This is a genomic window from Adhaeribacter sp., assembly GCF_057359045.1.
The window spans coordinates 115,031-134,784 of record NZ_JBMQUD010000089.1 but is presented as its reverse complement, the minus strand read 5'-3'; the positions used below and the strand labels follow the sequence as shown (position 1 = coordinate 134,784).

The 19,754-nt window shown below is 44.8% G+C and carries 12 protein-coding genes; 8 read left to right on the top strand and 4 right to left on the bottom strand.

Features of this window, described 5'->3' with window-relative positions:
• Positions 1 to 30: 30 nt before the first annotated feature.
• The 4 genes from ACO1R6_RS14405 to ACO1R6_RS14390 all read right to left on the bottom strand — a co-directional run bounded on the left by ACO1R6_RS14405 (position 31) and on the right by ACO1R6_RS14390 (position 2,708).
• Entirely contained in the window at positions 31 to 543 is a 513-nt protein-coding gene (locus ACO1R6_RS14405; RefSeq protein ID WP_486265594.1) for an NADH-quinone oxidoreductase subunit C, read from the bottom strand.
• 3 nt (positions 544 to 546) lie between these two features.
• The gene (locus ACO1R6_RS14400) at positions 547 to 1,089 is read right to left on the bottom strand and encodes an NADH-quinone oxidoreductase subunit B (protein ID WP_486265593.1); all 543 of its coding nucleotides are present in this window, start codon (positions 1,087 to 1,089) and stop codon (positions 547 to 549) included.
• 102 nt (positions 1,090 to 1,191) lie between these two features.
• A complete protein-coding gene (locus tag ACO1R6_RS14395; RefSeq protein ID WP_486265592.1) occupies positions 1,192 to 1,572 on the bottom strand; it encodes an NADH-quinone oxidoreductase subunit A in 381 nt (126 codons plus the stop codon).
• Positions 1,573 to 1,790: 218 nt separating this feature from the next.
• Positions 1,791 to 2,708, bottom strand: a complete 918-nt coding sequence (locus tag ACO1R6_RS14390; RefSeq protein WP_486265591.1) for a cation diffusion facilitator family transporter — start codon at positions 2,706 to 2,708, stop codon at positions 1,791 to 1,793.
• A gap of 207 nt (positions 2,709 to 2,915) precedes the next feature.
• Here ACO1R6_RS14390 and ACO1R6_RS14385 point away from each other — a divergent pair, with 207 nt between their 5' ends.
• From ACO1R6_RS14385 to ACO1R6_RS14350, 8 genes are all read left to right on the top strand, one after another.
• Complete coding sequence (locus tag ACO1R6_RS14385) at positions 2,916 to 5,822, top strand: ligand-binding sensor domain-containing protein (protein ID WP_486265590.1); 2,907 nt, start codon at positions 2,916 to 2,918, stop codon at positions 5,820 to 5,822.
• Between the two features lie 252 nt (positions 5,823 to 6,074).
• A complete protein-coding gene (locus tag ACO1R6_RS14380) occupies positions 6,075 to 9,086 on the top strand; it encodes a SusC/RagA family TonB-linked outer membrane protein (RefSeq protein WP_486265589.1) in 3,012 nt (1,003 codons plus the stop codon).
• A gap of 24 nt (positions 9,087 to 9,110) precedes the next feature.
• Entirely contained in the window at positions 9,111 to 10,658 is a 1,548-nt protein-coding gene (locus ACO1R6_RS14375; protein ID WP_486265588.1) for a RagB/SusD family nutrient uptake outer membrane protein, read from the top strand.
• A 22-nt stretch (positions 10,659 to 10,680) separates the two neighbouring features.
• Positions 10,681 to 11,571 carry a LamG-like jellyroll fold domain-containing protein gene (locus ACO1R6_RS14370; protein WP_486265587.1) on the top strand — a complete coding sequence of 297 codons (891 nt, stop codon included), beginning with the start codon at positions 10,681 to 10,683 and terminating at the stop codon, positions 11,569 to 11,571.
• 164 nt (positions 11,572 to 11,735) lie between these two features.
• Complete coding sequence (locus ACO1R6_RS14365) at positions 11,736 to 13,355, top strand: glucoamylase family protein (protein WP_486265586.1); 1,620 nt, start codon at positions 11,736 to 11,738, stop codon at positions 13,353 to 13,355.
• Positions 13,356 to 13,390: 35 nt separating this feature from the next.
• A complete protein-coding gene (locus tag ACO1R6_RS14360) occupies positions 13,391 to 14,761 on the top strand; it encodes a glucoamylase family protein (protein ID WP_486265585.1) in 1,371 nt (456 codons plus the stop codon).
• A gap of 113 nt (positions 14,762 to 14,874) precedes the next feature.
• Positions 14,875 to 17,217 (top strand): beta-glucosidase BglX, encoded by a 2,343-nt coding sequence (bglX, locus tag ACO1R6_RS14355; protein WP_486265584.1) that lies wholly within the window; start codon positions 14,875 to 14,877, stop codon positions 17,215 to 17,217.
• Positions 17,218 to 17,379: 162 nt separating this feature from the next.
• On the top strand, positions 17,380 to 19,692 hold the full coding sequence (locus ACO1R6_RS14350; RefSeq protein WP_486265582.1) for a DUF7133 domain-containing protein: 2,313 nt from the start codon (positions 17,380 to 17,382) through the stop codon (positions 19,690 to 19,692).
• Positions 19,693 to 19,754 lie beyond the last annotated feature (62 nt).

The window sequence follows — 19,754 nt, the reverse complement described above, 5'->3', positions numbered from 1 at the left end:
GACTAATCACTAACAACTAACTACTAAAAACTACCTTCCGAAGAACACATCTACTTTGTCTTCGCGGGTACCATCTTCCAAAGGGTATTCTTTCCGCATCGGGTGGTAGGTCATGTCTTCCACGTTTAAAATGCGAATCAAATTCGGATGACCTTCGAACTGAATCCCGTAAAAATCAAAAGCCTCACGCTCCATCCAGTTGGCGGTGGCGTAAAGCTTCGTGGCGGTTGGTACCGTCGGGTCTTCAATCGGGAAGAATATTTTAATGCGTAAGCGCACGTTGTGTACCAGGCTGTGCACGTGGTAAATCATGCCCAGCTCCTGACCTTTATTTTCCGGGTAATGAATGCCGCACATGGTAGTGAGGAAATTCATTTTCAGGGTTGCATCGTGGTATAAATGCGTTAAAAGCGGAATAATCTGGTCGCGGGTAGTCGTAATGGTTAACAAACCATACGGCTCGTGCGCATCAAAAATGGCCTCGCCAAACTTCGCGGTAATATTTTCTAAAACTTGTTCGTTGGTTAACCCTTGCTCGGCCATGAATTATTTAATGTTGTAAGAAGCTAATAGTTCCTGGTACTCCGGTGAGTTCCGGCGACGTAACGATTCAGATTTGGCTAATTCCTGTACCTGCATTAAACCATCCAGTACCTGCTCCGGGCGCGGTGGGCACCCTGGAATATACACATCTACGGGAATAATGCGGTCAATGCCCTGTAACACACTGTACGTATCAAAAATACCACCACTGCTGGCACAGGCGCCCATGGCAATTACCCAGCGGGGTTCGGCCATTTGCTCATACACCTGCTTTACAATCGGAGCCATTTTTTTTGCAATAGTTCCCATTACCATGAGCAAATCGGCCTGGCGGGGCGAGAAACTGGGGCGTTCGGAACCAAAGCGGGCAATATCGTAATGGGCACCCATGGTAGCCATGTATTCAATACCGCAGCAGGAAGTAGCAAAGGGCAAAGGCCAAAGCGAATTACTACGGGCAATACCAACTACTTTTTCCAAAGAGGTAGCAAAAAAGCCCGCTCCTTCTACGCCAGCCGGCGCTTCTACCGTTTTTATAGTACTCATATATTAAGTGTCTATTTAGAAGTTAAGAATAAAAATTATCCTAAATTCTTAACATAGCTATAATCTTAAAAGTTTATTCAGGACTAAGTATTTAGGCCGGGATTACTCCCATTTTAAAATGCCTTTCTTAATCACGTAGTAAAATCCTAGCATCAGCATGGCCATGAATACAATCATCTGAATAAAGCCATCCATACCCAAACCCCGGAAGTTTACCGCCCACGGGTACAGGAAAATAACCTCAACATCAAATATTACAAAAAGTATGGCGGTCATGAAGTATTTGTAAGAAACCGGGGTACGGGCGTTGCCGACCGATTCTACGCCGCATTCCCAGGCCGCATCTTTTACTTTAGAGTGGCGTTTGGGGCCAATTAAGTGGGTAACCACAATGGCAAATAAAACAAAGCCTAAAGCGGCGGCAAATTGTATTAATATCGGTAAATAATCAGATGGTAATTGCAGTCCTTCGGTCGTTTCCATTTTGTGTCTGCTGTTGTTTTAAAATTTGGTGCGAAATTAGGTAATTTTTAGTGATATTCAAAAATAACGTTGGCTCAATTAAAATAGTCTGTTTGATTAATTTTGAATTCTATCGTTGCCGCACTTACCCCAAACTGCCTGAAGATAGCTGATAAGCTGTCCGTAAGAAAGCATTATATAATTTAGTGTGTTAACTACCTGATAATGATTTATGTTTTTCAATCATACGAATGCGTATGCAGGCATTGCTCTTTATTGCCGGGTTCTTCCAACTGAATAGTGGCATGTGCAATATTAAATTTATGAAAAAGGTCGTCGTGAATGCGGGGCAGCAGATTTTCCTGCTGTTCTCTGGTAAGCACCAGATGCGCGGTAAGGGAGGTATCGGTTGTACTTAATGCCCAAACGTGCAGGTCGTGCACTTCCTGTACACCCTGTAATGAACTTAAATACTCCCGGATGGCTTTTAAATCAATGCCCTGGGGAACGCCATCGAGTGATAAACGCAGCGATTCTTTCAGTAAACCCCAGGTGCTCGCAATTATTACCAGAATAATCACCAAACTCATAACCGAATCGGCCCAATACCAGCCGGTGTACATAATAATCAGTCCCGAAATTACTACGCCCAAAGAGACCAAAGCATCGGCGGCCATGTGCAAATACGCGCCTTTTACATTAATATCATGATCTTTGTCTTTTAAGAAAAGTAAGGCCGTTAACGTATTTATTACAATGCCTATGCCAGATACGATGGTTATCCATTGGCCGTTTACTTCTTTTGTTTCGCCAAACCGGCTAATAGCTTCCCAGCCAATAGCCCCAACTGCAACCAGTAATAAAATTGCATTAAACAAAGAAGCTAAAGTGGTAGACTTGGCATAGCCAAAGGTAAAGCGGACGTTGGGTTTTTTCTGAGCTATCTTTATGGCCGAAAGGGCTAATATCAAACTAATTACATCGCTTAAGTTATGGCCGGCATCGGAGAGCAGGGCCAATGAATTAAGCCATAAACCAGCGCCTGCCTCAATAATTACAAATACAATATTTAATAAAATGCCAATAACAAAGGCTTTGGTTAAATTTGTGGGCACAGAATGATGGTGGTGGGCGTGATCGTGGTGCGCGTGCGACATGTTATAATAAACTTAAAGCAAGTCGTTAGGTTAAGTAAGTACTTAGCTTAACGAGGTAATATTTTATTTGTTTGCCCACCTTAAGCTTTATCGGGCTGGTTGGGCATGGCTTTGGTTTAAAGGCTGGTTAGCCAAGCTAACCAACGGCTTTGGTTAGCTTGGTAGGTAAACCGGGTTTAAGTAAAATTAAGATTACATACATTATAAATGAATAATTATTTAAAAATTATAGGGCTTTTTATTTTAACACTTTTTTTGCCAACGGCCTTAAGGGCCGCCAATATGCAAAATATTGGGGTGCCCTATATCCAGAATTACAGTAAAAGTGCTTACCTGGCCGACAATAAAAACTGGTCGGTGGCTAAAGATAAAAACGGCATCATGTACTTTGGTAACTCCGATGGGTTATTAGCTTTTGATGGCCGCTACTGGAATCTTTACTCCTTGCCTAACCGGCAAATTGTAAGAGCAGTTGCCGCCGACGATCAGGGCCGTATTTATACGGGCGGTTTCAGTGAATTTGGCTACTGGGCGTATAATGCGGTCGGCAGGTTTACTTATAATTCGCTGGTTAATTTAGTGCCCCCCAATTTACGACCCACCGACGAAATCTGGAAAATATACACCGACGGCGAACGTATATTATTTCAGTCGTTTGGTTCGGTTTTTATTTACGAGAAGGGAAAAATAAAAGTAATAAGGGCAACCGATTTAACCAATAATAAGCCTTTTCTGTTTTTATTTAAGGCGGGCAATCGTTTTTTTATAGAAGTTATAGGCGAAGGGCTGTACGAACTCAAGAACGACTTGTTAAGTTTTATACCGGCCAGTAAAATATTGGGCAACTCCGGGGTGCTTTCTGTTTTACCTTATCCGGGTAACAAATACTTGATTGGTACGGCCAAAAACGGACTTTTTCTGTACGACGGCGGCACCATAATACCCTGGCAAAACCAAGCCGACGATTTCCTGAAAACCTATCAGCTAAATAACGGCTCACTTATTTTAAACAAATATTTTGCGTATGGTACTATCTTAAACGGGGTAATTATTCTGGACGAATCCGGGGCGGTGGTGCAACGCATAAACAAAGCGAGCGGCTTGCAAAACAATACGGTTTTAGGATTATACACCGACAACGAACAAAACCTTTGGGCCGCCCTGGACAACGGCATCGACCGGATAGAAGTAAATTCGCCATTATATTTTTATTTTGACAAAACGGGTAAATTTGGTACCGTTTACGCCAGCCTGGTACACCAGAATAAAATTTACCTGGGTACCAATCAAGGCTTATTCTATAGCGAGTGGCCCGATAGTAACAGCCGGGCTTTCCATGCCTTTAATTTTAGCTTGGTGCCGGGGTCGCAGGGGCAGGTCTGGAGTTTATCGGTACAAGACGGTCAGTTGCTTTGTGGCCACAACGAAGGTACGTACCTGGTTACTGAAGGTGCCCTGCAAAAAATATCCGATGTAAAAGGCGGTTGGACGATTAAAAAATTAAATTCCGACCCAAATTATTTAATCCAGGGTACTTACAACGGGTTGGTTATTTATAAAAAAGATGCTGCCGGAAAATGGGTTTTCGGGCATAAAGTGGCCGGGTTTAATGAGCCCTCTTTGTACGTAGAGCAAGACAAAAACGGGTATATTTGGGTAAGCCATGCCTACAAAGGTTTATATAAACTTACCCTTACCCCCGATTTAACTAAAATAAAAGCAACGGCCACTTACGGCCAAAAAAACGGCTTACCCAGTAACTATAACATTAATATTTTTAACCTCGAAGACCGGATTATTTTTTCTACGAAGAACGGATTTTATGTACACGATGAAATTAGTAACCGTTTTTACCCGTACCAGCAATTAAATAATAAGCTAGGTACATTTGCCTCGGCCAACAAAATAATTAAGGCTGCCGATAAAAAATATTGGTTTATAAACCACGGTAAAGTAGCCCTGGCCGACTTGTCTAAAGCCGGTCAGGTAAAAATTAATACTACGCCTTTCGATATTCTGAACAACCGGATGGTGCAGTTTTATGAAAATATCAGCCGCATAAACCCCCAAATATACCTGATTAGCGTAGACGAAGGTTTTGTACTATACCACGCCAATACCCAAAACCAAGGACAAAATGCGCTGCCCAAGGTTTTAATCCGGAAAGTCGAAAATATTACCGCTACTAATGCCTTGCTCAGCGAAAACGGAAAAGCCGCTATCGCGCTGCCGTATAACAAAAATAATATCCGGATTACCTATGCCTTGCCTTATTACAAACAGGCTAATGTAAAATATAGCTATTTTTTGAAAGGTCACTCCAAGCAATGGTCGGGCTGGAGTACCGAAACCAGTAAAGACTTTACCAATCTGGGCTACGGCGATTACCAGTTTTTAGTAAAAGCCCGCATTAACCGTAATACCGTATCGGAGGTTACCATACTTGCTTTTACCATTATAACCCCTTGGTACGCCACAGTTTGGGCTTATATCGGATATTTTATTGTGCTGTTATTTATACTATTAGTTGGTAAGTATTTATATGAACGCAAGTTACAGCGCGACCAGGAAAAAATTCAGCAGAAACTGGAAAGAGAAAAAGAAGAATTTTTGCGGCAAGAGGCCATGCTGAACGAACAAAAAATTGTGCGGCTTAAAAACGAACAATTGCAAGCCGATTTAGCCAGTAAAAGCCGGGAGTTGGCAAACTCGGCGCTTAATATTGTTTATAAAAATGAACTTCTCCAAAATATTCAGGAAGAAATAATCCAATTAAAAGATGCTGCGGGTAAAAAGATACCCACCGACCAGTTGCGCAAAATACAGCGGGTTATAGACGAAGGCAAGAGCGATGAACGCGATTGGGATTTGCTAGAAACCAGCTTTAACGAAGCCCACGAAAACTACTTTAAAAAGCTACGCACAGGCTACCCGGAACTAACACCCAACGACCTTAAATTGTGTGCTTATCTGCGCATGAATATGAGTAGTAAAGAAATTGCTTCGCTGCTTAATATTACGGTGCGGGGAGTAGAAATCCGGCGGTACCGCCTGCGCAAGAAGCTTAATTTAGCGCATGATAAAAATTTAGTTGAGTTCTTACTGGAACTTTAGCCCATTTTTGCACTACATCATTACCTCTCATAGCTGTTTTAGGACTTTCTCACGGGTGTTTTTTGTCTGAAAAATCTTAAACGTTTTGTTTAATTCTTTTAAAATAGTTTAATGTTTCTTTTCTCAGGTTGTTATAATTAAAAAATTTTTAATAACCAGATTTTTGATGTAGCAATGTAGTGTTCAGAATTTCGGATTTGGGGGTATAAGGATAAATATTTGTTCATAAAATGTTAATCATCCCCAATCAATATGATGAAAAGATCCCTACTATTATTGTTTTGCCTGTTTACTGTTAACCTGCTCTTTGCGCAGGAAAATATTACCGTAACAGGTAAAGTTACCGATGCTACTTCCGGCGAAACGCTGCCGGGCACAACGGTGCAAGTAAAAGGAACCACGTCTGGTAGTGTTACCGATGTTAATGGTATATATACTGTATCGGCACCAGCTTCCGGAACCCTTATTTTTACCTTTTTGGGTTATCAAACGCAGGAAGTAGCTATAAATAACCGTACCACTATAAATGTAAATCTGGCTGTTGATGCAAAGTCATTAGAGGAAGTAGTGGTTGTGGGTTATGGCGTGCAGCGAAAAAGAGATCTTACCGGTTCTATTACTTCGGTAAGCGGCGACGAGGTGGCCCGGCAGCCCAACGTGAATCCTTTATCTTCTTTGCAAGGGAAAGTGGCGGGTTTAACCGTTGTAAACAGCGGCCAGGCGGGAGCCAGCCCCACCGTTCGGATACGCGGGGTAAACAGCACCAATAACACCAACCCCCTTTATGTGGTAGACGGTGTTTTTCAAACCAATATAGACTACCTGAACCCAGCCGATATTGAAAGTATAGAAGTACTGCGGGACCCTTCTTCAATTGCCATTTTTGGTTTGCAGGGCGGTAACGGGGTTATTATTGTAACTACCCGGCGCGCCAACAAAGGCGAAACGCGGGTTAACTTTCAGAGCACAGTGGGGGTACAGCGCGTTCAGAAAAAGATTGACGTGGTTGATGCCGCTGGTTTTAGAAATTTATATAATGCCCAGTTAACAAATTTAGGCGCCGCTCCTTTTGATTATACTAACTATACGGGTAACACCAATTGGCAGGATTTAATATTTCAGGATGCTATAATAACCACCAATAGCCTGAGTATTTCTAACAGCGGCGAAAAAACCTCGACGCTCCTTAACCTGGGCTATAACGAGCAGGATGGTGTTTTGAAATACGATAACTACAAAAAGTTTATTGCCCGTTTAAACCAGGAAATCCGGATTACCGATAACATTAAAGTTGGTGGCGATCTTACCGGTTTTCATTGGAAACAACAACCTGCGGCTGCCGGCCTGAATAATGCGTTGTGGGCAGCGCCCATTGTACCGGTACAAGCCGGCGATGGTTTATATTATAGCATGCCTTCTTTTCAAAGAGCGCAGGTGGGCAACCCCATTGCCAATTTAAACCGCAATAACGGCACCTCTATTAATAATGGCTACCGGGTAGTAGGAAGTATTTTTGCCGAAGTTAAAATATTAAAAGATTTTACCTTCAGAAGCTCGGCTTACACCGACTTGGGTTTTAATAATTCGCGGGGTTATACGCCGTTGGCCAACCGGTTTATTAATTTAGGAGAAGGCACGGCTGCAACCGACACTACTTTTGATCGATCTATTCGTACCAGTGTTAACCAGTCGCAGCAGCAGTTCCGCAAGTTTCAGCAGGACCACACTTTAACCTACAACAAAACCTTCAAGGAAAAACACACAGTAACCGCCCTGGTCGGTTTTACTACTTTGTTTAACGGCAGTACCAGTGTTTCGGGTAGTCGCCGCGACACCACCCTAGTTATTCCCCGCGATCCTAATTTCTGGTACCTGAACATTGCCGATGCTTCTATGCCCCTGGCAAATGGCGGTAGTGGCGGTGAAGAATCGTATATGTCTTTCTTAGGCCGCTTAAATTACTCATTCAACGGTAAATATTTAATAAATGCCACTTTCCGTAGAGATGGTAGTTCTAAGTTTGCCCCTGGCAACCGGTGGGGTAATTTTGGTAGTGTTGGTTTAGGTTGGGTTGTTAGCGACGAAAGTTTCTTCAGTGGCGTTAAAGCATTGGACTTTTTAAAATTACGGGCTGCCTGGGGTACCGTAGGTAGCGGCTTGGGTTTCCCGGCTAACTTGTATCGGCCTGGCTTAGTTACTTCCGATAGAGCTGTGTTTGGTGACAATGTAAATACTTCTGTTAGACCGGCATACGTGCCCGACCCAAATTTGCATTGGGAAGTAGTGCGGGGTATTGATGTGGGAGTTGATTTACGCGCATTAAATAACCGGTTTAACGCTGAAATTACCTTTTACGATCGTACCACCAAAGATATTTTAACTTCTTTAACTTTACCGGGTACCGCCGGTAATTACACTTTCCGGACCAATTTAGGTAATATTAGTAACCGCGGTATTGAGGTAACTACCGGCTGGAACGACCAGATAGGTACGGATTTTAGCTATAGTATTGCGCCTAATTTTAGCTATAACAAAAATAAGGTAGAGTCTATTGGGCCTAACCTGGAGTTCGAAATTTTAGGTAATAGTGGCGTTAACGTTACCCGGACCGGACAATCTATCGGGTATTTTTACGGGTACAAGCAAGCAGGAATTTACCAGTCTACGGCCGATTTAGACCGCTTGCCTAGTTTCACGAATTCTTTGCCCGGCGACATCGCTTACGAAGACATAAACGGCGATGGTGTAATTTCACCCGCTGACCGCACCTACCTAGGAACGCCTTTCCCGACCTGGAATTTTGGCAGCACCTTTTCGGCTAATTACAAAAATTTTGATGCCCTCATAGATGTACAAGGCGTGGCCGGTAATAAAGTTTATACCCAACGCCGTACGGCCAACTTTGCTACGCTTAACTACGAAACCAACCGGTTAAACGCCTGGAAAGGCGGCGGAACTTCCAACATAGAGCCAATTTTGGATAATACCCGCGGCAACAATTACTTGTTCAGCAATTACTTTTTAGAGCCCGGCGATTATTTCCGTTTTCGTACGCTGCAGGTAGGTTATACTTTCCGGAATATAAATAAAGTAGGGGTTAAACAACTGCGTCTATCGCTTAGTGGACAGAATGTGGCTACTTTCAGTAAAACCTCGGGCTATACTCCCGAAGCTTCTTTATCCGATCCTATTGCTGGTGGGGCGGATAATGGACTTTATCCGGTTCCGGCTGTTTATTCTTTCGGCCTTAATGCAACCTTTTAAATCAAAATATTAATTGATTCAATCATGAAATTTATTCACTATATATATAGCTTAAAAGTCATTCATGTAATGATTTTAACGGCTGTTTTCGCTCTGGCTTCTTGTAAAGACGATTTTTTAGACCGTGAGCCCCAAGGGCAATATACTCAGGATGATTATCCGTATCCCGGCGGTTCCGGACCATACGATCAGTATTTATTTAGTGCTTATTCTACCCTGCGTGATTTTAATGTGCATAGCCAGTCGTTTATTGCCATAACCAGCATCCGCAGCGACGATGCGGATAAAGGCAGCACACCCGGTGATGGTGGCGCCAACGCTATCGACATGGATAACTTCCCGGTTACCGTTAATAACGGCTTTGCCAATGCTATGTGGGTAGGCTACTTTAGTTTAATAAACAAAGCAAATATTGCTCTGGACCAAATTGCTAATAATGCGGCCATTGTTGCTACGCCGGAAGTTAAGGTGCAATCTGAGGCTGAGGCCAGGTTTATTCGGGCTTATGCTTATTTTATGTTGGTTCGGGTATATGGTAGAGTTCCTTTAATTGATAAGATCTTTGCTGATCCCGCTGCCCAGTCTAATGTGCCGCAAAGTTCTCCGGCCCAGATTTATGCCTTTATTGAAAGTGATTTGCAGTTCGCTGCAGCAAATTTACCCGCTAATTGGCCTGCTCAGTTTGTGGGGCGGGCTACTTCGGGGGCGGCCAATGGTTTGTTGGCTAAGGTTTATTTAACCCAACAAAAGTGGAGCCAGGCAATGGCGGCTGCTAATCTGGTTATTACCTCTGGCCAGTATAATCTTTCTACTTCTTACGACCGGATATTCCGGGAAGAAGGCGAAAACAGCCCCGAATCAGTATTTGAGGTACAGGCTACTGCCAGCCCAGCTTTTCCTAGCGATAATGGGGTGCAATACGCCCAAATTCAGGGTATAAGGGGCTCGGGTACCTGGGATTTAGGGTGGGGCTGGAATACGCCTAGCACTGCTCTGGAAGCAGCATATGAACCTAACGACCCACGTAAAAACAGAACCATTTTATATACCAGCACCACTACCAGCCCTACCGAAGGCTTAACCATTTACGGCGAAAAAACCCCGATCGGCTTGCCTAATCCGCGGTACAACCAGAAAGTATATTCTAACCCGGCGCGCCGGGCCGCAGTAAGTAACCGCTTTGGCTACTGGATGAATGTAAGAATTTTACGTTACGCCGATGTGGTTTTAATGTATGCTGAAGCAGCCAACGAAATGGGCAATACCACCGAAGCGCTGGATAAACTGGAAATGGTCCGGGCCCGCGCCAGAGCTGGTAACAATGCCATTTTGCCCCGGGTTACTACTACTAACCAAGGCGAATTACGTGAAGCTATCCGCCGCGAAAGAAGGGTAGAACTGGCCATGGAGCACGACCGGTTTTTTGATTTGGTACGCTGGGGAATTGCGGGACAGGTGCTGCGGGCAGCCGGTAAAACAAACTTTAATGAGGCCCGCGATATATTATTGCCCATACCGCAAACCCAGATCGATTTAAGCAAAGGCGTTCTTACGCAAAATCCTGGTTATTAATATTTTTTAAAGAGATACAAAAATGAAGTTCCCGAAATTATATAACAAATACCTGGCTGTAGGCCTGGCACTAACGGCATTTACTTTGTCGGGTTGCGAGTACGATGGTAACCCCAATAATTTGCCTGATGTTAGCCCCGCTGATTATGAAGGAAAAATAGATGGCTACGGCAGTTCCGACGAAATTTTCCCCAATAACCTGGTAGCGTACTGGTCATTCGACGATACCAAAAACGAGCTAAAAAGTGGCACTGCGCCTACCTCCTCTTTAAATGATTCTTATGCAAATAATGGTGTAAGAGGTAAAGCATTAAACCTGAATGGGGGCTGGCTGTATTATGCTAACCAGTTCGAAAGCTTTAAAACCAGTAAGTTAAAGAGCTTTACCATTAGTCATTGGGTGCAAATTTTGAATAACGGTTCTAAAAGAACCATGACTTTCCAATTGGCCCGGCCAGGTATCTTTAATGGTAATATTAACCTGGCCTTGAATACTAATGCTAACCCCGCTTCCAATACCGATATTCTGCGTATTCAGCCAACCTTTTCTACGGTTGGCGGCGGTACCCAAGATAACCTTAATAACAATTTATCACCCAAAATAGGTGCTGAAAAGTGGACCCATATTGTAATTACCTATGATGGTGCCACCGGTATATTTAATATCTGGGGCGATGGCATTAAGATTGGTGGTTTTCCTAACCGAGGCGTGGGCAATAACCTTTTTAATGCTTATGAACCCAGCGAAGTAATTATTGGGGCTAACTACAACAGCATACCCGGCAAACAGGTAAATACCGACACCAATTTCGCACCCATGACCGGTCGTCTGGATGAAATTCGGGTTTACGACATTGCCCTGCCCGATGCCCACATCAGGAGTTTGTATAATCTTGGTTTAGCCAATAAATAAGTGCCTGAACGGGTAAACCGACCGTGTTTTTGTAACAACCACAGTCGGTTTACCCGCTTTACCTATTATAATTCCCGTACCGGCAAATGATGAAACTAAAACGTAGCAGTAGGATAGGATTGAAGATGCGTTATGCTTATACCGGATTATTATCTCTGTGCTTTTTGGTTGGGATACTTGGCTGTAAAAAAAATACAGATATTACCCCAACTGATACTTCTTTATCTTTTACAGTTAACGGTCTTTACAACGGGAGCCTAAATTATACAGGCCTGAATAGCAAGCCTGTTGTTACTATTAACTTTACTGAGGCCATATATCCCAGCAGCATTCCCGATGGGGTAAAGCTTACCGTTGATGGTGGTATTTTGGTGCCAGTTGAGTTTACATTGCAGAATGAAAACAAAACTATATTAATATCGCCGCGCGACAACTTAACAGCTTTTACCAACTATAAATTAAATATTACTAATAGCTTAAAATCGGCAAGCGGCGGCCGGCTTATTAACCCGGTATCTATTAGTTTAGCAACTGGCCTCGACGACACCGATAAATTTCCCCGCATTTCTGACGAAGAGTTGCTGACCCTGGTGCAGCGTCAAACGTTTAAATATTTCTATGATTTTGGCCATCCGGTTAGCGGCTTAGCCCGCGAAAGAAATACCTCCGGCAATACTGTTACCACGGGCGGGTCCGGATTTGGCATAATGGCTTTAATAACCGGGGTGCACCGGGGCTTTATTACCCGGGAGCAAGGTTTAGCCCGGCTGCAGCTCATTGTAGATTTTCTGCAAAACAAAGCGGAACGATTTCATGGGGCATATCCGCACTGGCTTAATGGCAATACGGGAGCAGTTATTCCGTTTAGTGCCAACGACAACGGTGCCGACTTGGTAGAAACTGCTTTTCTGATGCAGGGATTGTTAACTGCCCGCCACTATTTTAATGCCAATAATACTCCAGAAACTGCTTTAAGAACCAATATTACGACAATTTATAATGCAGTAGAGTGGGATTGGTTCCGGAAAGATAATGGTAACACGTTGTACTGGCACTGGAGCCCTGATTTTAATTGGGAAAAGAATTTGCCCATCCGCGGCTGGAATGAGAGCCTGATTACCTACGTACTGGCAGCAGCCTCACCCACGCATACCATCTCCAAAGCTGTTTATGACAATGGTTGGGCTGGCAACGGTGCAATGCGCAATGGCAATACCTACTATGGCATTCAACTGCCTTTGGGTCCCGCCCAGGGCGGACCCTTATTTTTTGAACATTATTCTTTTCTGGGTCTTAACCCCATGGGTTTAACCGATGCTTATGCCAATTACGAAACACAAACCCGGGCTCACACCTTAATTAATTACAACTACTGCAAAGCTAATCCCAATAAATTTTACGGGTACAGCGAAAACTGCTGGGGCTTAACGGCCAGCGATATTCAAAATGGTTATACCGCCAGTTCGCCCACCAACGATCGGGGTTACATTGCGCCCACAGCGGCCCTTTCATCATTTCCTTATACGCCCGTAGAGTCTATGCAGGCGCTTAAGTTCTTTTACTATAAAATCGGCGATAAAATCTGGCAGGAGTACGGCTTTGTCGATGCCTTTTCTTTGCAGGAAAAATGGTTTGCCAATTCCTATTTAGCCATTGACCAGGGGCCCATCATTATCATGATCGAAAATTACCGGTCGGGCTTGCTGTGGGATTTATTTATGAGCGCACCCGAAGTACAAATTGGTTTAAAAAAGCTAGGCTTTACGAGCCCTAAAATTAATTAGGCGGGCAGTTACTAAGTTAAACTTAAATCTAGAACATGAAACCAAGCAAATATTTACAATTTATTATTCTATTAACATTAAGCTTTTTAAGTTGTAGCCGGCCTGCCGAAAATTCTTCCGGCACCGGCACTAATAAAGCTGCCCAACTCAGCGAAGATAAATTATTAACGCTGGTACAAAAGCAAACTTTTAATTATTTCTGGGATGGTGCCGAACCCAATTCTGGCTTAGCCCGCGAACGCTACCACGTAGATGGCGTTTATCCCCAAAACGACAAGCATATTGTTACCTCGGGTGGGGGCGGTTTTGGTGTAATGGCCATTTTGGTGGGCATGGAACGGAAATTTATTACCAGGGAGCAGGGCAGGGCCCGGCTACAAAAAATTATTTCTTTCCTGGAAAAAGCTGATCGTTTTCATGGGGCTTATCCGCATTGGTGGAACGGCGAAACCGGCAAGGTAAAACCCTTTAGTAAAAAAGACGATGGCGGCGATTTGGTGGAAACTTCTTTTATGGCCCAGGGCTTATTATGTGTGCGGCAATATTTTAAAGATGGCAACGCGGAAGAAAAACAATTAGCTGCCCGGGCCGACCAGCTATGGAAAGACATAGATTTTAACTGGTACCGGAAAGATAACGAAAATGTGTTGTACTGGCATTGGAGCCCCAATTACGGTTGGGACATGAATTTTGCGGTGCGAGGCTACAACGAATGCCTGATTATGTATGTGCTGGCGGCGGCTTCGCCTACCCACGGGGTGCCGGCCGAAGTTTACCACCAAGGCTGGGCCGAGAATAGTAAAATTGTTTCGCCTTCCGAAGCTTTTGGCTATAAACTACAACTAAAGCACCAAGGTACGCAAAAAAATGGCGGACCGCTTTTCTGGGCGCATTACTCTTACCTGGGTTTAGACCCGCGGGGCTTAAAAGATAAGTACGCCGACTACTGGGAAGAAAATAAAAACCAAACCCTGATTAATTACACCTGGTGTGCGCAGAACCCCAAGAAATACGAAGGTTATGGACCCAATAACTGGGGACTTACCGCCAGCTATTCGGTAAAGGGGTACTCGGCCCACGGACCCGACGAAGAGCGGGATCTGGGGGTAATCTCCCCAACAGCCGCTTTGTCTTCAATGCCCTATACCCCGGAGCAATCTATGCGGGCCATGAAATATTGGTATAATAACCTGAATGACAAAGTTTGGGGACCGTATGGCTTTTATGATGCCTTTAGCCAAACCGATAACTGGTACCCCAAAAAATACCTCGCCATCGATCAAGGCCCGATTGTGGTTATGATGGAAAACTACCGTAGCGGCTTGCTGTGGAATTTATTTATGAGCGCACCCGAAATACAAGTCGGCCTGAGAAAACTTAGCTTCCAAAGTCCGCATCTTAAATAATTTAGTCTGCAACAGGTTAAATAAAATAGCCAACAAAAGCCAATATACCAAGTTTAGGCAGCTTGCTTTGGCGCATATAAACCAAACCGGTTTGCCGGTAAAGAATTAATGCCATGTATAAATTATTCTTTTTAATTATTTTATCTCTGGGGCTAGGATGTACGCGCGTCGCTAAGCAGTCCGGAAATACTTCTGCCAATAACCCATCGGATACCACGGCCAGTTTGCCGGCAATAAATCAAACCAAAAATCCCGAAATGGATATGTTTGTAAATGATTTGCTGGCAAAAATGACTTTGGAAGAAAAAATCGGGCAGCTTAATTTATTGGCTGTGGGGTTTGATGTAACGGGTCCGGTGGTAAGCAAAAATGTAGATGAGAATATTAGGCAAGGCAAGGTGGGGGGCGTTTTTAATACCTTTACACCGGTGGCCGCTCGTAAATTGCAGGAGTTTGCGATAAATAATACCCGCCTTAAAATTCCCTTGTTGTTTGGGTACGATGTGGTACACGGCCACCGCACTATTTTCCCGATTCCACTGGGTTTATCTACCAGTTGGGATATGGCCTTGATTCAGAAAAGTGCCCGGATTGCCGCCGAAGAAGCCTCGGCGGACGGCCTGAATTGGGTTTTCTCGCCAATGGTTGATATTGCCCGCGACCCTCGCTGGGGCCGCATTGCCGAAGGTGCCGGCGAAGATGCCTGGTACGGCGCCCAGGTGGCGAAAGCCATGGTTAAGGGTTACCAAGGCGAAGATCTAGCGCAGGCCAATACCGTGATGGCCTGTTTAAAGCATTTTGCCTTGTACGGTGCCGCTGAAGCCGGTCGTGATTACGGAACCACGGATATGAGTTTGCCGCGCATGTACAACGAATATTTGCCCCCGTATAAAGCCGCCGTTGATGTGGGCGTAGGTAGCGTTATGACCTCTTTTAACGAAATTAACGGGATGCCAGCCACCGCCAATAAATGGCTAATGACTGATCTTTTACGGAATGCCTGGAAATTTAATGGTTTGGTGGTAACCGATTATACTGCCATAAACGAAATGGTGCCGCACGGATTAGGAACCGAAGCCCAGGTAGGCGAATTGGCCCTAAAAGCCGGCGTGGATATGGACATGGTAGGAGAAGTTTTTATAAAACACTTGGGCCAGTCGGTGAAACAAGGTAAAGTTACCGTAGCCGAAATAGACCAGGCGTGCCGGCGTATTTTAGAAGCCAAATACAAATTAGGCTTGTTTCAGGACCCCTATCGCTACACCAACGAAAATCGGGCTGCCACTACCATCATGAAACCGGAATTTATTTCGGCTGCCCGCGATATGGCCCGCAAAAGCATGGTTCTGCTTAAAAATAAAAACCAGGTGTTGCCGCTAAAGCAATCTGGTTCCATTGCGCTTATTGGGCCTTTGGCAAAGCGCCAGCGCGACCTGATTGGCAATTGGAGTGCCGCCGGCGACTGGAAACAAGCCATCTCGTTAGAACAAGGCATCCGGAACGTAGCAGGTAATAAAGTAAAAATAAACTATGCCCACGGCGCCAATATTGCCGATGATGACCAAATGATTAAACGGTTAAATGCGCACGGCGGCAATCTGGAAATCGACAATCGCTCGCCGGAAACACTGTTGCAGGAAGCTGTGAAGGTAGCCCGCGCCTCCGACGTAATTGTGGCGGTGGTCGGCGAATCACAGGGTATGACCGGCGAGGCCGCCAGTCGGGCCGATATTACTTTGCCGGGCCAACAACTAGAATTATTAAAAGCCCTGAAGAAAACCGGTAAACCTTTGGTAGTGGTGCTCATGAATGGCCGCCCGCTGGCTTTGCCGTGGGAAGCCGAAAATGCCGATGCCATTCTGGAGACTTGGTTTGCCGGTACACAGGCCGGTAATGCCATTGCTGATGTGTTATTTGGTTATTATAATCCGTCGGGCAAACTAACTACTACTTTTCCGCAGGTAGTGGGGCAGGTGCCTTTGTTTTATAACCACAAAAATACCGGTCGGCCGTTTGGCAGCGATTTGCTGGATAAATATAAATCGCGGTACCTCGATGTAACCAACGAACCGCTTTTTCCATTTGGCTTTGGGTTAAGTTATACCACCTTTAGCTACGGTAAACCCCAGATTAACAAAACCACTATCCGTTCCGGTGAGCCACTTACCGTAAATGTAGAAGTGAAAAACACCGGAAATTACGAGGGCGAAGAAGTGGTGCAGTTGTACATTCAGGATTTGGTAGGTTCCATTACCCGGCCGGTAAAAGAGCTGAAAGGTTTTCAGAAAATTGCCTTGAAAAAAGGCGAAGCCAAAACGGTTACTTTTTCCATAACTCCTGACGATTTAAAGTTTTACAACCAAGAACTGGCTTATGTACTAGAGCCCGGCGACTTTAAGATATTTATTGGTTCTAACTCCCGCGATGTGCAGGAACTGGTTTTTACCGTGCAGTAAAAAGCATAAAAGTACATTATTGGTAGTGGTTTGTAAATTGCTCACAGTACATGTTAGCCAATATTGTTTACCGGTAGCAATAATGGCTAAGTACTTTTTTAGCAGGGCAAAGTAGTGGGAAGCAATACTGCTGCCCGCAGAATTTTAAATTAATAATTACGTATGAAATCCCGATTATCTTCTTTTTATAAATATTTTTTTATTCAGGGCTTAAGCTTACTGGCGCTTTCCCTGATTATTTACGCTTGCAATACGCCACCCCGTACTTCTGTTGCCGAAAAGCCTTTTGAACGGGTGGTAGTTGATAAAGACCCACCCGTAACGCCGCTTTCGCCGGAAGAAAGTATGCAGAAAATTCAGTTGCCACCAGGTTACCGGGTAGAACTGGTAGCTGCCGAGCCCATGGTGCAGGAACCGGTGGGCATGGCTTGGGACGGCAACGGCCGCTTATATGTAGTAGAAATGAACACCTACATGAAGGATTCCAAAGCTACCGGCCAGTTCGAACCGCTCAGCCGCATTAAACTACTGGAAGATACCGACGGCGACGGTAAAATGGATAAATCTTCCATATTCATCGACAGCCTGCTTTTGCCCCGCACCGTGTTGCCCATTGGCGATGAGTTGCTGGTTACGATTACCAATATTCAGCATATTTATAGCTACCGCGATACAAACGGCGATGGCAAAGCCGACCAAAAGAAAATTGTTTTTAAGAATGATGCCATTGATCTGCGCAACGTAGAACACCAGAATGGCGGCATGCTCTGGAACCTGGACAACTGGATTTACCCTACCCGCGATAAATTCCGGTACAAATACCAGAACGGTGGTTTAGTGGCGGATACCATGATCGATAACATGACCGGCCAATGGGGAATTACTGCGGATAATTACGGCCGCTTGTTTTTTTCTGAAGCTGGTCCGGGTTTGCCCGCGGTGCAAATACAGCAAATGCCGGCTTACGGCGCTCTAAATTTTAAAGACCAATACGCCCCAGAATTTATGATTCCGTGGCCCATTATTGGTAACCTCGATGCCCAGGGCGGTCCGGCTGCGCTGCGCCCCGAAGACAATACCCTCAACCGCTTTACCTCGGGCGCTGGCCAATCTATTTTCCGCGGCGACCGGCTGCCGGCCGATATGCAAGGCGATTATTTTATTCCGGAACCGGTAGGCCGCATTATTAAACGGGGCCGCGTTACGAATCAGGACGGCAAAATAATTCTGAAAGACGTTTACGAGAAAAAAGACTGGCTCGCCTCCGCCGATTTTAATTTCCGGCCCATGAACACCTACACCGGCCCAGATGGTACTTTTTATATTGTAGATATGTACCACGGCATTATTCAGGAGAGCGAATGGAGCGGACCGGGTACCTATTTGGGCAAAATAATCGAAGAAAAAGGATTATATAAAAACCGGGGTATGGGCCGCATTTACCGCGTAGTGCACGAAAATATTAAACCCGATAAAACCCAGCCTAATATGTTAAATGAGACGGCTGCTAAACTGGTTACTTATTTAGACCATCCCAACGGCTGGTGGCGCGACAATGCCCAACTCTTGCTGGTGGTGCGCAACGACCAATCGGTAGTATCGGATTTAAAGAAAATAGCCCGCGGCGAAAAAGGCCCTTTAAGAAACAAACCCAGCCACCTGGCCCGCATTCATGCCCTCTGGACCTTAGAAGGATTAAATGCGATGGATAAACCGTTGCTATTTCAGGCCCTGGCCGATGCGGAACCCCAAATTAGAAAAACCGCCGTTTGGATCAGCGAAATGTATTTGAAACAAAACGATGCAGAAGTGCTGGAAAAACTGAAAGCCCTGCAAAACGATGCGAGCCCGGATGTGCGGGTGCAACTGAGTTTATCGCTGCGGACGCACAAAACGCCGGCAACCCAGGCTTTGCTAACCAGTTTATTAGCGGCTAACCCAGATAACGAGGTAATGCAGTTGTCTTACAAAACGCATCAGCAAACCTTAAAAACGATTGCCGAAGAACAGGAAAGAATTAAAAATATTAGTCCTCAAGAAAGAGAATTGGTGACAAAAGGGGCGGTTATATTCAAGCAACTTTGCTCTAACTGCCACGGTTCCGATGGCAAAGGCCGCATTATTGCCGGTGCTCCCATGATGGCGCCACCTTTGTATAAATCGCCGCGCCTGAGTGATCCCGATAAAATTGTACCCATCGAAATAATGCTGCACGGCTTAAAAGGCCCCATCGACGGAAAAACTTATCCGGATGTAATGCCATCTATGGCCGGCCAAAGCGACGAGTGGATTGCCTCGGTACTGAGCTATGTGCGGAATAGCAGCGAGTTGGGCAACAATGCCTCGGTTATTACCCCGGAAGAAGTTAAGAAAGTACGGGCGAGCATTAAACAGCTTACCCCCGGCGGCGAAACCATGCAGAAACTGGAAGTACACAAAGGCTACCGCAATACCAAACGTAACTTCGTAGAATAAAAGTAGCCAATAAACAGGTATTATCCCCAACATAAGCCGGAAACTCCCCTCCTAAGATTAGG